Source organism: Micromonospora sp. DT68 (genome assembly GCF_049847245.1).
In the GTDB taxonomy this organism is placed as follows: Bacteria; Actinomycetota; Actinomycetes; order Mycobacteriales; family Micromonosporaceae; genus Micromonospora; species Micromonospora profundi.
The window spans coordinates 220,915-233,332 of the sequence record NZ_JBNCNZ010000009.1; the positions used below are offsets into that span (position 1 = coordinate 220,915).

The following is a 12,418-nucleotide window of genomic DNA, read 5'->3' on the forward strand; positions in this document are numbered from 1 at the left end:
GCCCGAGCGCCGTGCACGCGCGCTGGTGACCAGTGGGGAGCAGACCGCCATGGCGGAGATCAATCATTTTGAGTACGGGTGGATCACACCTGCGCTGAGTTACGCGCTGTCCGTCCTCGGTTCGATCCTCGGGCTCGTGTGCGCCGGCCGCATCAGAACGGCCCGTACCGGCGGGCAACGCGCCTGGTGGGGTCTTCTCTCGGCCTGGGCCATCGGCGGCACCGCCATCTGGGCGATGCACTTCATGGCCATGCTCGGCTTCGCCGTCGACGGCACCCGCATCCGGTACGACGTGCCGCTCACCGCCGCCAGCACCGTGATCGCCGTGGTGGCGGTCGGCATCGGCCTGGCCATCGTGGGAACCGGCCGGTTGAACCCGGTACGGCTGATCGCCGGAGGTGTCTTCACCGGCGCCGGCGTCGCGGCCATGCACTACACGGGCATGGCGGCGATGCACCTCAACGGCAGCCTCCGCTACGACACCCTCCGGGTCGTGCTCTCGGTGGTCATCGCTGTCGTCGCGTCCACCGTCGCGCTGTGGCTGGCCATGACCGTCCGCCGTGGCCTTGTCATCTTCGCCTCCGCCCTGGTCATGGGCATCGCCGTGAACGGGATGCACTTCACCGGCATGAGTGCCCTCTCGGTGCACCTGCACGAGCGGCAGGGCGGCGTGGCCGGCGCGGGCGTGAGCGCGTTGCTGGTGCCGATCGTCCTGGCGGTGATCTTCGGAGTGGTCGGGCTGCTCTACGCCCTGCTCGCCGCGCCCACCGACGACGACCTGGCCGGCGCCGCGTACCTGAACGCACGCCGGATTCCGGAGCAGCCGGCGGCGCCGGTGGCCGCGCCGGACCCGGTCGGGCTGCGCGCCCGCTCGACGCTCGGCCAGCCGGGCACCCCGTTCCCGTCGCGGCGGGACAACCCGCCCCGCTGACGTCGACAGTCAGGTCACCAGGCCCGTCCGGTAGGCGTAGACGACCGCCTGCACCCGGTCGCGCAGGTCGAGCTTGGTGAGGATCCGCGACACGTGGGTCTTCACGGTCTCCTGGCTGATCACCAGCCGGGCGGCGATCTCGCCGTTGGACAGGCCGGTGGCGACGAGGCGCAACACCTCCAGCTCACGCGGAGTCAGGCCGAGGTCGTCCACGGCGTTCCCGGCCGGGCGGATCCGCTCGGCGTACCTGCCCACGAGCTGCCGGGTCACCTCGGGTGCCAGCAGCGCGGCACCGGACGCGACAGTGCGGATGCCGTTCAGCAGTTGGGCCGGAGGGGCGTCCTTGAGCAGGAAACCGCTCGCTCCGGCGCGCAGCGCCTCGTACACGTACTCGTCGAGGTTGAACGTCGTCACCACGAGCACCTTGACGGGATCGGTGACACCGGGACCGGCCAGCAGCCGGGTCGCCCCGATGCCGTCGAGGATCGGCATCCGTACGTCCATGACGACCACGTCCGGGCGCAGCCGGCGGGCGAGGTCGACGGCGTCGCGCCCGTTGCCGCACTCGCCCACCACGTCGATGTCGGGCTGGGCATCGATGATCGTGGCGAAGCCCGTGCGGATCAGCTCCTGGTCGTCGGCGACGAGCACCCGGATAGACGCGGTCACGACGGGCTCCCGGTGGGGATGCGGGCCCGCACGACGAAACCGCCGCCCGCCTGCTGTTCAGCGCTGAACTCGCCACCGAGCACGTCGACCCGTTCGCGTAGCCCCGCGAGGCCGCGCCCGCTCCCACCGGGCGCCGCGGCGGGCGAGCCCGATCCGTCAGTGCTGACGTTCACCGAGGTGTCCCTTTCGCCGTGCCGTACGTGGACGATGGTGCGGCTGCCGTGGGCGTGCTTGAGGGCGTTCGTCAGCGCCTCCTGCACGACCCGGTAGGCGACGACCTCGGCACCGCCGGTCACCCCCGCCGGGCTGCCCTCCTCGGTGAACTCCACGGGCTGCCCGGCCCGGCGGGTCTGCTCCACGAGCGCGCGCAGGTCGCCGACGGCCGGCGTACGAGGGTCGGTGGCGTGGTCGGGGTTGAGCAGGTCGAGCAGATGCCGCAGGTCGGTGATGGCCCGCCGGCCGGTGTCGGTGATGGCGGTCAGGGTCGTGTCGAGGCGCTCGGGGGCGGCGGTCAGGTAGCGCGCCGCCTCCGCCTGCACGACCATCGCCGTCACGTGGTGGGTCACGACGTCGTGCAGTTCACGGGCGATGAGTGTGCGTTCGGCGTTGCGGGCGGAAACGGCTACGTGGTGACGGCGTTCGGCCTCGGCAGCCCTGGACTGCCGCAGCCAGGCTCCGACGCCCCACGCGAAGGCCAGCATCAGGTAGAACGTGCCGAACCCGAGCAGCCCCTCGGTCGCACCCTGCCGGTGCAGGGCGACGGCAAGCGACAGGTACGCGGCGGAGGCCAGGACCACTGCGGTACGCCTGTGGTGGTCGAGGTGGGCCGCCGCGCTCACCAGCGCGATGGCAAGCCCGGCACCCGCCACCGTGTGGTAGGCCCGCAGCTGGTCGAGCGCGAAGCCGACTGACACCAGGGTGAGGCAGAGCGCCGGCCAACGTCGACGGACGGCGAGCGGCAGGCACTGGAGGAGGATCGCCACGGCGGTCAGCGCGTCGAAGGGACGCCCCGGCAGGTCGCCGAGCTGCGTCCCGCGGTCCTGCAACGCCGGCACCACCGACGCGGCGGCGAGCAGCAGCGCCACCGGGAGATCCCGGACCGTGACGGGATACCGCCGCCACCGGTCCAGGAACGTCCGACGGTCGATCATGGGGTGACTGTAACCGTCGCCGGGGAGACGGCCGCGCGGCGGCGGCGCGGGACGATGGTGCCGCGGCGGTGCGCCATCCACATGAACCCCGCGGTCATCAGTACGCCCGCCGTGACCGCGAACACGCTCGCCTCCGGACCGAAGTCACCCCCGGTGAGCAGCGCCGGGCCCGACATCGCCGTCTCCAACAGGCCCTTCGACTGTTCGTTGCCCGAGACCACCGAGCTGAAGATTCCGCCCGCGGTGATGTTCCAGCCGAAGTGCAGGCCGATCGGCAGCCACAGGTTGCGGGTGGCGGCGTAGGCGGCGGCGAACATGAACCCGGCCTCGATCGTGATCGCGGTCGCGCCCCACAGGCTGGCGTCCGGGTTGGTCAGGTGCATCATGCCGAACGCCACGCCGGTGATGAGCAGGGCGATCCAGGTGCCGGCGCGTTCCTCGATGATGCGGAACAGGACGCCGCGGAAGAGCACCTCCTCGGTCACGGCGGCGGCGGCCATGAACCCGACCAGGCCCATCGCGCCGGTCGCCGAACCGAAGCCGTTGATGTGGTACTCGGCGAAGAGGGCGATGTTGACGAGTACGGCCACGAACATCCCGACCCCGAGGACCGTTCCCAGGCCGGTCTGCGAGACAGCTCCGGCCCGCGCCAGTTCGGTGACCGCGCGACGTTCGGTACGCCGTACGACCCAGATGTAGACGAGGATGGCGAGCACCGACGTCAGCACACCGAGTGGCAGTGTGAGCCAGTCGTTGCCCCGCACGGCGACGATTGCCTGGCCGCCGGCGAAGGCGACCGCCGCGACGGCCACGAGTTGCTTTACGAAACGCATTGCAGTCCTTCCCAAGGCCGTTGCACGGGCGCAGCGGCTTGGGTTGAACGCTATTTTTTCGCCTGCCGGAAATCGTCACCGCTCGGAGCGCACCTGCGGTAGCTCGCACGGGGGACAAGCGGGCCGTCGAGGTGCGAACACGCACCCCGACGGCCCGTTTGCTGTCGTCGGTCGTCAGCCGTTGTTGTCGATCAGGCTGGCGATCTCGTTGTAGATGAGGTGCGCCTTCGCGCCCTGGTTGGACGGGCAGCCGCCGAGGTGGTGCAGGGCGATCACCCGGTGGCTGGCGTTGAGCACCGGCGAGCCCGAGTTGCCGCCGGAGGTGTCACAGCTGTAGCTGATGTTGTACGTGTTGTAGTTGGCGTTCTTGACGGAGCACGTCGTGCCGCCCTGGGTGTCCTCGTAGATCGACAGTCGCTTCGGGCTGCCGTCACCGTGGCCGGGGATGTAGATCCGGGTGCCTGTGGTGGTGGCGCTCGTGGCGAGGTACAGGGTGCCGAAGGTCTGGATGCTTGCGAAGTTGTTGACCGAGAACAGGGCGTAGTCCAACTGGCTGGAGCCGCCGCTGCTCACCTTGTAGAGGGTGGCGCCGCTGACCTTCGTGCCGGCGCCCGGGTTCGCGCCGCCGCAGGTGGCGCACTGGTAGTTGAACTGCATCTCGCTGCCGCTCACGGCGGCCTGGGTGGAGAAGCAGTGCTTGTTCGTCAGCATCCGGTTGGTGTTGCCGACGCGCCAGGTGGTGCACATCCCGCCGCCGCTGATCAGCAGGCGTGCCACGGCCCGGCCCCGGGCGAACTCGGTGGGGTGGCTGCTCTGGTAGCAGACCGCGTCGCGTCGGGCGTCGGTGCTGCACACGGACAGCGTGGAGAAGTTGTGCTGGGTGATCTCCGTGGGGTCGTAGCCGCGCCAGAACCTGTCGATGGTGGCCACGGTGCCGCGCGAGGGGCCGCTGCTGTGCAGCGTCACCACCGCCGTGTCGCCGTCCACCGACATCGCCCAGAATCCCGGCTGTTCGTCGGTGGTGTAGGGCGATCCGCTCGACGCGCTGAGGTGGCTGTCGTACCGGTAGCTCTCCCGGCCGTCCGGGCTGGACACTGTGACGTAGTCGCTGGGGCCCAGGCGCAGCGCGCTGAAGTGCACCTTGATGTACGTCGCGCCGGGGTGCCGGATGACCTGGGTCCGCTGGTCGCGCCTGTCGGAGAGGGTGCCGTCGACGACGCGGAGTTCGCCTACTGTGGTGACCCCCTCGGCCGAGAACTGGCTCGACTCGGGTGCCCGTTCGGATTGTGGCGCGAGAGGTCGGACGGGTGTCTCTGCGGCGGCGGGTAGCGGCAGCAGGGTGAACCCGAGCGCGCAGGCGCCGACTGTGACGGCGACCGCTCGCAGGCGGCGTAGAGCGTGTTTCATCGTTGCTCCTCCCCAAAAACAGCACCTGGTGGTGCTGCAGCCTTCCTACACGAGCAGATGCAATACATGCAAGAGTATCGATATATAGCTTTCATGATCGGTACGCGGCGCCCAGGCGACAGGTGTTGAATGACCGCGAACGTTCACAGAGGAGATGACGATGAACTTCCAGCGGCTCGGCCCGCCCGGCCGGGAGATCCCGGTGGTCCGGCACGACGGCAGCACCTACGACCTGCGGCCGCTCACCGCCGATCTGGACGGGGCCTTCTGGGCGTCGGAGGGGATCGCGCGTACCCGTGCCGCGCTCGGTCGCAAAGAGCTGGCAGAGCTGCCCGACGCCGCCGCGCTACGCGTGGGCGCGCCCCTCGCGCGGCCCAACAAGATCGTCTGCATCGGGCTCAACTACCGCGACCACGCGGCGGAGACAGGTGCGGCACTGCCGGCCGAACCCGTGGTGTTCATGAAGGACCCGATGACAATTGTCGGGCCGTTCGACGACGTCCTCGTCCCGCGCGGCTCCACCCGCACCGACTGGGAGGTCGAACTCGCCGTCGTCGTCGGCACGACAATCCGGTACGCCGACTCGCCGGAGCAGGCCATGCGGCACGTCGCCGGGTACGCGGTGTCGCACGACGTCTCCGAGCGCGAGTTCCAGCTCGACCGGGGAGGCCAGTGGGACAAGGGCAAGAGCTGCGAGACGTTCAACCCGTTGGGGCCGAGCCTCGTGCCGGCCGACGAGGTCGACGACCCGCAGTCGCTCGCGCTGCGGTTGTGGGTGAACGGGGTGCTGCGCCAGGACGGGTCGACCCGCGACATGATCTTCCCGGTCGCGCACGTCGTCTGGTACCTCAGCCAGTTCATGGTCCTGTACCCGGGCGACGTGATCAACACGGGCACTCCGGCCGGGGTGGCGCTCGGCCTCCCGGACCACCCGTACCTGCGCCCCGGTGACGTGGTGGAGATGGAGATCGACGGCCTGGGTCGTGCCCGCCAGGCGATGGTGGCGGCATGACCGGGGAGTTCGCCGGGCTGACCGCGATCGTCACCGGCGGCGCGTCCGGCATCGGTCGCGCCACCGCCCTGGAACTGCGGGCCAGGGGCGCCCGGGTGGCGGTCCTCGACCTCGACCCGAGCGGCCTGGACGAGGGCGTCGCCGGCTACACCGCCGACGTGACCGACCGCGCGTCGGTGCAGGAGGCGGTCGGTGCGGCCGCCGCCGACCTCGGTGGCATCGACGTGGTCGTCAACAACGCGGGCGTCGGCGCTACCGGCACGGTTGCCGACAACACCGACGACGAGTGGCACCGGGTCCTCGACGTCAACGTGGTCGGGATGGCCCGGGTGGTCAGCGCGGCCCTGCCGTGGCTGCGCCGCTCGGAGCACGCGTCGGTCGTCAACACCTCGTCCATCGCCGCGCTCAACGGCCTGCCCAACCGGGCGCTCTACTCGGCAAGCAAGGGCGCCGTGCTGTCGCTGACCCTCGCCATGGCCACCGACCACGTCCGCGAGGGCATCCGGGTCAACTGCGTGTGCCCCGGCACCGCCGACACACCGTGGGTCGGCCGCCTGCTGGCGCAGGCCGACGATCCGGCCGCCGAGCGGGTGGCGTTGCAGGCACGCCAACCCATCGGACGACTGGTGACCCCCGAGGAGGTCGCGAACGCCATCCTCTACCTGGCGTCGCCGCGCTCGGGCTCCACCACCGGCACCGTCCTGGACGTCGACGGCGGCGTCACCCACCTGCGCGTACGGCCATGACTGTCGCGCCCCGCCCCCCGCTGCCGCAGAATGAGCCGACAGGTGGAGGTGGCCCGTGCGGATCGCGCTGTTCGTGACCTGCCTGGCCGACACCATGTTCCCGCAGGCGGCCACCGCGACCGTGCGGTTGTTGGAGCGGCTCGGGCACGAGATCGCCTTTCCGCAGGGCCAGACCTGCTGCGGTCAGATGCACGTCAACACCGGCTACCAGCGCGACGCGGTGCCCCTGGTACGCCGGCACGTGGAGGTCTTCGACAGGTACGACGTGATCGTCGCGCCGTCGGGCTCCTGCGTCGGGTCGGTGCGGCACCAGCACGCCATGGTGGCCCGGCGGGCGGGCGACGATCGGCTCGCCGGGCGGGCCGAGTCGGTGGCGGGGCGGACGTACGAGCTGTCGGAGTTGCTTGTCGACGTGCTCGGTGTCACCGACGTGGGGGCGTACTACCCGCACCGCGTCACCTACCACCCGACCTGCCACTCGTCCCGGATGCTGCGGGTGGGGGACCGGCCGCGACGACTGTTGAGCGAGGTGCGCGGGCTCACCCTTGTCGAGTTGCCGGCCGCCGACCAGTGCTGCGGGTTCGGCGGCACCTTCGCGGTGAAGAACGCGGAGACCTCCACGGCGATGCTCGCGGACAAGATGCGCCATGTGCTCGCCACCGGCGCCGACGTGTGCGCCGCCAGCGACGCCTCCTGCCTCCTGCACATCGGCGGCGGCCTGTCGCGGCTGCGGACCGGGGTCGGCGTCGTGCACCTCGCCGAGATCCTGGCCTCGACCGAGCAGGCCGCGACAGGCCATGCCGCCAGCCGACCGGCGGCGCGGCCATGACGCGCCGGACGTTCCTCGGCATGCCGGCGACCGCGCCGCCCGGTGTGGGCCACCTGCGCGGCGCGGAGTCGTTCCCGGCCGCCGCGCGGCGCGGCCTGGCCGACCCGCAGCTGCGCCGCAACCTGCGGCACGCGACGACGACGATCCGCGCGAAGTCCAGCGGCGTCATCGCCGAGCTGCCCGACTGGGAGCAGCTACGGTCGGCGGGCGCGGCGATCAAGGCCGACACCCTGGCCCGCCTGCCCGAACTGCTGGAGCAGCTCGAAGCGCGGGTCACCGAGGCCGGCGGCGTCGTGCACTGGGCGGCGGACGCGGTGGAGGCCAACCGGATCGTCACCGACCTCGTCCGGGCGACCGGCGCAGACCGGGTCATCAAGGTCAAATCCATGGCGACCCAGGAGATCGGCCTCAACGAGGCTCTCGAAGCCGCCGGGATCACGCCTGTCGAGACCGACCTCGCCGAACTGATCGTGCAGCTCGGTGGCGACCGGCCCAGCCACATCCTGGTCCCCGCGATCCACCGCAACCGGGCGGAGATCCGCGAGATATTCCTCCGCGAGATGCCTGGCGTCGACCCGACGCTTACCGACGACCCCACGGCCCTCGCCGCCGCCGCGCGCCGCTTCCTGCGACAGACGTTCCTGAGTACGCCTGTGGCGGTGTCCGGCGGAAACTTCGCCGTCGCCGAGACCGGCACGCTTGCCGTCGTCGAATCCGAGGGCAACGGCCGGATGTGCCTCACCCTGCCGCAGACGCTGATCACCGTGCTTGGTGTCGAGAAGGTGGTGCCGACCTGGCGGGACCTCGAGGTGTTCCTCCAACTGCTGCCCAGGGCGTCGACGGGGGAGCGGATGAACCCGTACACGTCGATGTGGACAGGGGTGGTCCCCGGCGACGGGCCGCAGGCGTTCCACCTCGTGCTGCTGGACAACGGGCGCAGCGCGGTGCTCGCCGACGAGGTCGGACGGCAGGCGCTGCGGTGCATCCGCTGCTCGGCCTGCCTCAACGTGTGCCCCGTGTACGAGCGCGCCGGCGGGCACGCGTACGGCTCGGTGTATCCGGGGCCGATCGGGGCGGTGCTGTCACCTCAGCTCACCGGCATCGAGGACAACGCCTCACTGCCGTACGCCTCGACGCTGTGCGGCGCGTGCTACGACGCCTGCCCCGTGAAGATCAACATTCCGGAGCTGCTTGTGCATCTGCGGGCCGAGGCCGTCGAGTCGCATCGCCGGCCCACAGCAGAGTCGATCGCGATGGCCGCCGCCGCGTACGCCATGGACCATCCCCGGCTGTACGCGGCCGGGCAGCGCGCCGCCCGCCTGAGCCGGTTCGCCGGCCGGCGCGGGAGGGGTCTGCCGCCGCCGTTGAACGGCTGGACCGGCAGCCGGGACCTGCCGGAACCGCCGGCGCAGACGTTCCGTGACTGGTGGGCCGACCGATGAGCTCGCGTGACGTCGTCCTCGGCCGGCTGCGGGCCGCGCTCGCCGCCGGCGGCACCGAGCTGGTGGAGGTGCCCCGCGACTACCGGCACACGGGCACTCTCGACCTTGACCAACTGGTGCAGCGGCTGACCGACTACCGGGCACACGTGCACCGGGTCGCCGAAGCCGCCGTGGCCGACACGATCGCCAGCATCCTGCCTCCGGGCGGGACTGTCGTTGTACCTCCGGGTCTGCCGTCGACGTGGCTGCCGCCGACGGTGACCGCCATGCCCGACGACGGCCTCGACAACGCGCGGATCGGGGCCGCGGACGCGGTCGTCACCGCCGCCGCGGTCGCCATCGCCCAGACCGGCACCGTCGTTCTGGACGGCTCGCCGGACCAGGGGCGCCGGGTGCTCAGCCTCCTGCCGGACCGGCACATCTGCGTGGTCCGCGCCGGCCAGGTGGTTTCCAGCGTGCCCGAGGCGCTCGCCCGGCTGACGCCGCACCGCCCACTGACCTGGATCAGCGGCCCGTCGGCCACGAGCGACATCGAGCTGATCCGGGTGGAGGGGGTGCACGGCCCACGCCGGTTGCACGTAATCCTGCTGCCCTGACTCGCGGGCGACTCGCCGGTCAGCGGTCGGTACGCCTGCCGTCGACGGTGAGGGTGGTCAGCAGCGCCGGGTGGTCGGTAGCGCCGTCCATGCCCACTGACCGGGTACGGGCCGGGACGATGTCGCCGCTGGCCAGGACGTGTTGCAGCGCGCCGTCGTCGACCCGCAGATAGCCCGGCGGTGTGCAGGCCCGCACGTCCGGGTCGCCGCCCTCGCGGAGGTTGAGGTCACCGGCCAGCACTGTGGGCGTGTGGCCGGTGCCGCCCCGAAGAGCTGGCAGGACCTCGTCGAACAGGTGGCCGCACTGGGCGAGCGCGACGGTGCGACTGGTGGCCGCCAGGTGGGTGGTGCAGGCGTGCAGCGTGCCGTCGACGTGGACGCAGAGCCAGGCCCGTTCCTCGGGGTCGGCGACGTCCTGTATCGGGTGGATTCCTCTGTGCACAGTGTGGCGGGTGTCCGGCGTCGGCAGGCGGGCCAGCAACCCGATGCCGTACGACTGGCCGTTGCGGCACCAGGTGTCGGCGCCGCTGGGACGGTCGCCGGCCGCCTGGAAGGCGGACACGACTGTAGCGCCGGTGTGCGCGTCGGCGAGGACGCGGTGCAGGGCGGCCACGTCGTCCCGGCAGATCTCGTTGAGGGTGACCAGATCGGGCCGCTCCGCGGTGATCACCTCGGCGGCCCTGGTCATCGATCGGCCGGTGTAGCAGCCGGCACGACCACTGTTGCACAGGTTCATCTGAAGCATGTGCAGGATGGTGGGCGCGGGGAGGTCGGCGATCGGAGGCCGGGCCACCGACGAGCCGGCCGGCACCGCGGCGGCGGCGATCAGGCAGCCGACGGCGAGGGCCCGGCGGAGCCGTCGGTGCGGGCGATCGGTGCTGCCGCGACTGCGGAGCCGGCTGAGGCCGCGCGGGTGCCACCAGGATCGGGTGCCGGAGGCGCCCGGCTGCTCGGGCATGCGGACTCCGGGTGTGCAGGCGACGTGCCGTTGATCCTACTGCGGGCCGACGGCCGGTCGGGGGTGCGTCGGGTTCTATGGTGGACCCGTGATCACGTGTGTCGTGCACTACACGATCGACCCCGCGCAGATCGATGCGTTCGAACGCTTCGCCCGCGCCTGGATGCTGCTGGTGGCCCGGCACGGCGGGGTGCACCACGGCTACTTCCTGCCCGCCGAGGGTGCCAGCGATCGGGCCGAGGCGCTGTTCAGCTTCGAGAGCCTGGCCGCGTACGAGCGTTATCGCGCGCTGTTCGGCAATGACCCGGACTTCGTGGCGGCGGACCGCATCCGCGACGAGTCAGGCTGTGTGGTGCGCTACGAGCGGACGTTCATGCGGCCTCTCCTGCCTACCGACTGAGCGGTCGCGCGACGCGGGCCGGGTGCGGGAGGTCAGCCCCACACCCGGCCCGCGCCAGCTCAGCGGCGCGGCTTCGGCGCGATGCGAGGCAGCACGTACGGCGGTCCGGCGAAGATCAGGTCCGACTTGATCTCGTGGTACGCCCGCTTGGGTTGGTAGTTCTCGTCGTAGATGGTGGCCATGCCCTCCGGCGGGTCACTGAACCACTCCGGCACCCAGGAGTACTTGTCGCTGAAACCCCACACCGTGTACGACAGGCAGGTGCGGACGGCGAGGCACGCCTTCATCAGCACGCTGAAGTTGGCGGCCGACGCCTGCAACCGGGGGTTGATCTCGGCGGAGTTGCCGGCATGCACGGCTTCGGTCATCTCGCTGCGTACGTCGACCTCGGTGAAGGCGGTGGCCAGACCGAGCCCGGCGAACCGCTTCAGCGCGGCAGTCACCTGGAGCGTGTCGAAGTTGCCGTACTGGGTGCCCAGGTGGCCCTGTGCGCCGACACCGTCGATGGGGACGCCCTTGGCGCGCAGCCCCTTGGCCATGTCGTAGACGAACTGCGTCTTGTCGTCGGCGGGGTTGCCGGAGCCGAACGCCTCGATGTTGTAGTCGTTGTAGAACAGCAGCGCCTTGGGGTCGGCGGCGCGTGCCCAGCGGAACGCGTCGGCGATGTAGTCGGGGCCGAGGTTCTGTGCCCAGAAGCCCTTGTAGTGCAGGGTCGACGGGGTGTCCCACGGGTCGCTGACGGCCTCGTTGACGACGTCCCACTGCCAGATCTTGCCCTTGTAGCGGCTGACGACGGTGGTGATGTGCTTGCGCAGCAGGTCGCGCAGCTCCTGCTTGCTGATGCTGCCGTCGGCGACGCCGCTGGTCAGCCAGGCGGGCAGCTGGTTGTGCCAGACCAGCACGTGGCCCCGGACGCTCTGCCTGTTGCGCTTGGCGAACTCGATGAGCTGGTCGGCGGCGGCCCAGTCGTAGGTGCCCCGGGTGGGCTCCAGGCTCTCCCACTTCATGGCGTTCTCGGCGGTGACCGAGGAGAACTCGGTGGCCGCCAACCGGCGGTACTGCGGGTCGCTGGCGTCGTTCAGGGCAGTCGCGTTGACAGCCGTGCCGATGTGCAGGCCGTGGCGCTGGCCGAGAGCGCCGAGGGTCTGCGCTGTCGGGTCGTACGGTCGGCTCGCGGTGGCGGGCACCGCGTTCAGCGCCGCAGCGGTCGCGACGGCGACGGCGCCGACGCTGATCCACCGTCTTGGCTTCATCTGCCTTCCTCTCGATATTGATCGATAGATGTCGATCTTTGAAGGGAGGGTGCGGCCCCGGATTCGGTGTGACGGAAACGGAAGTCGGCGCCGGGTGCCGGGGTGTGGACAGGTCAGGGGTGGCGCCGATGGTTCCACGGAGGAACCGGAAACTTGCTCGAAACGTTAAGCCCGTCGATGGACCTCGTCAA

At 70.9% G+C, this 12,418-nt stretch carries 13 protein-coding genes; 7 read left to right on the forward strand and 6 right to left on the reverse strand.

Translation table 11 applies throughout. The annotated features are described in order from the left end of the window. Positions 1-49: 49 nt before the first annotated feature. Positions 50-931: an MHYT domain-containing protein gene (locus ACPXB1_RS18845; RefSeq protein ID WP_355594645.1), complete on the forward strand. Its 882-nt coding sequence runs from the start codon at positions 50-52 to the stop codon at positions 929-931. Between the two features lie 9 nt (positions 932-940). Here the strand turns inward: ACPXB1_RS18845 and ACPXB1_RS18850 are convergent, their stop codons facing one another. The 4 genes from ACPXB1_RS18850 to ACPXB1_RS18865 all read right to left on the reverse strand — a co-directional run bounded on the left by ACPXB1_RS18850 (position 941) and on the right by ACPXB1_RS18865 (position 4,991). Next, the gene (locus tag ACPXB1_RS18850; RefSeq protein WP_355628933.1) at positions 941-1,600 is read right to left on the reverse strand and encodes a response regulator transcription factor; all 660 of its coding nucleotides are present in this window, start codon (positions 1,598-1,600) and stop codon (positions 941-943) included. Then, a complete protein-coding gene (locus tag ACPXB1_RS18855) occupies positions 1,597-2,751 on the reverse strand; it encodes a sensor histidine kinase (protein ID WP_355628930.1) in 1,155 nt (384 codons plus the stop codon). Before ACPXB1_RS18855 ends, ACPXB1_RS18850 begins: the two co-directional genes overlap by 4 nt. Next, a complete protein-coding gene (locus ACPXB1_RS18860) occupies positions 2,748-3,584 on the reverse strand; it encodes a CPBP family intramembrane glutamic endopeptidase (protein WP_355628927.1) in 837 nt (278 codons plus the stop codon). The genes ACPXB1_RS18855 and ACPXB1_RS18860 overlap by 4 nt, the downstream gene beginning before the upstream one ends. Before the next feature lie 174 nt (positions 3,585-3,758). Then, positions 3,759-4,991, reverse strand: a complete 1,233-nt coding sequence (locus ACPXB1_RS18865) for a trypsin-like serine peptidase (RefSeq protein ID WP_355628924.1) — start codon at positions 4,989-4,991, stop codon at positions 3,759-3,761. Between the two features lie 160 nt (positions 4,992-5,151). Between ACPXB1_RS18865 and ACPXB1_RS18870 the strand changes: the two genes are divergently transcribed. From ACPXB1_RS18870 to ACPXB1_RS18890, 5 genes are read left to right on the forward strand one after another with little or no spacing between them, the layout of a single operon-like run. Further along, positions 5,152-6,003 carry a fumarylacetoacetate hydrolase family protein gene (locus ACPXB1_RS18870; protein ID WP_355628921.1) on the forward strand — a complete coding sequence of 284 codons (852 nt, stop codon included), beginning with the start codon at positions 5,152-5,154 and terminating at the stop codon, positions 6,001-6,003. Further along, positions 6,000-6,749: an SDR family NAD(P)-dependent oxidoreductase gene (locus ACPXB1_RS18875; RefSeq protein ID WP_355594633.1), complete on the forward strand. Its 750-nt coding sequence runs from the start codon at positions 6,000-6,002 to the stop codon at positions 6,747-6,749. Before ACPXB1_RS18870 ends, ACPXB1_RS18875 begins: the two co-directional genes overlap by 4 nt. A 55-nt stretch (positions 6,750-6,804) precedes the next feature. Beyond that, positions 6,805-7,578, forward strand: a complete 774-nt coding sequence (locus ACPXB1_RS18880; RefSeq protein ID WP_355594631.1) for a (Fe-S)-binding protein — start codon at positions 6,805-6,807, stop codon at positions 7,576-7,578. Next, positions 7,575-9,020: a LutB/LldF family L-lactate oxidation iron-sulfur protein gene (locus ACPXB1_RS18885; protein WP_355594629.1), complete on the forward strand. Its 1,446-nt coding sequence runs from the start codon at positions 7,575-7,577 to the stop codon at positions 9,018-9,020. The genes ACPXB1_RS18880 and ACPXB1_RS18885 overlap by 4 nt, the downstream gene beginning before the upstream one ends. After that, a complete protein-coding gene (locus ACPXB1_RS18890) occupies positions 9,017-9,616 on the forward strand; it encodes a LutC/YkgG family protein (protein ID WP_355594627.1) in 600 nt (199 codons plus the stop codon). Before ACPXB1_RS18885 ends, ACPXB1_RS18890 begins: the two co-directional genes overlap by 4 nt. Positions 9,617-9,635: 19 nt before the next feature. Here the strand turns inward: ACPXB1_RS18890 and ACPXB1_RS18895 are convergent, their stop codons facing one another. Next, positions 9,636-10,574, reverse strand: coding sequence for an endonuclease/exonuclease/phosphatase family protein (locus tag ACPXB1_RS18895; RefSeq protein WP_425735585.1), 939 nt, complete (start codon positions 10,572-10,574; stop codon positions 9,636-9,638). Positions 10,575-10,662: 88 nt separating this feature from the next. Here ACPXB1_RS18895 and ACPXB1_RS18900 point away from each other — a divergent pair, with 88 nt between their 5' ends. After that, positions 10,663-10,974: an NIPSNAP family protein gene (locus ACPXB1_RS18900; protein WP_355594623.1), complete on the forward strand. Its 312-nt coding sequence runs from the start codon at positions 10,663-10,665 to the stop codon at positions 10,972-10,974. 59 nt (positions 10,975-11,033) lie between these two features. Here the strand turns inward: ACPXB1_RS18900 and ACPXB1_RS18905 are convergent, their stop codons facing one another. Then, positions 11,034-12,227 carry an endo-1,4-beta-xylanase gene (locus ACPXB1_RS18905; RefSeq protein ID WP_355594621.1) on the reverse strand — a complete coding sequence of 398 codons (1,194 nt, stop codon included), beginning with the start codon at positions 12,225-12,227 and terminating at the stop codon, positions 11,034-11,036. Between the last annotated feature and the right edge of the window lie 191 nt (positions 12,228-12,418).

What these genes read in the sequence shown, in the direction of transcription:
- ACPXB1_RS18845 (WP_355594645.1), top strand. Translation starts at nt 50, where the DNA reads ATGGCGGAGATCAATCATTTTGAGTACGGGTGGATCACACCTGCGCTG.
- ACPXB1_RS18855 (WP_355628930.1), bottom strand. Translation starts at nt 2,751, where the DNA reads ATGATCGACCGTCGGACGTTCCTGGACCGGTGGCGGCGGTATCCCGTC.
- ACPXB1_RS18860 (WP_355628927.1), bottom strand. Translation starts at nt 3,584, where the DNA reads ATGCGTTTCGTAAAGCAACTCGTGGCCGTCGCGGCGGTCGCCTTCGCC.
- ACPXB1_RS18865 (WP_355628924.1), bottom strand. Translation starts at nt 4,991, where the DNA reads ATGAAACACGCTCTACGCCGCCTGCGAGCGGTCGCCGTCACAGTCGGC.
- ACPXB1_RS18870 (WP_355628921.1), top strand. Translation starts at nt 5,152, where the DNA reads ATGAACTTCCAGCGGCTCGGCCCGCCCGGCCGGGAGATCCCGGTGGTC.
- ACPXB1_RS18875 (WP_355594633.1), top strand. Translation starts at nt 6,000, where the DNA reads ATGACCGGGGAGTTCGCCGGGCTGACCGCGATCGTCACCGGCGGCGCG.
- ACPXB1_RS18885 (WP_355594629.1), top strand. Translation starts at nt 7,575, where the DNA reads ATGACGCGCCGGACGTTCCTCGGCATGCCGGCGACCGCGCCGCCCGGT.
- ACPXB1_RS18890 (WP_355594627.1), top strand. Translation starts at nt 9,017, where the DNA reads ATGAGCTCGCGTGACGTCGTCCTCGGCCGGCTGCGGGCCGCGCTCGCC.
- ACPXB1_RS18895 (WP_425735585.1), bottom strand. Translation starts at nt 10,574, where the DNA reads ATGCCCGAGCAGCCGGGCGCCTCCGGCACCCGATCCTGGTGGCACCCG.
- ACPXB1_RS18905 (WP_355594621.1), bottom strand. Translation starts at nt 12,227, where the DNA reads ATGAAGCCAAGACGGTGGATCAGCGTCGGCGCCGTCGCCGTCGCGACC.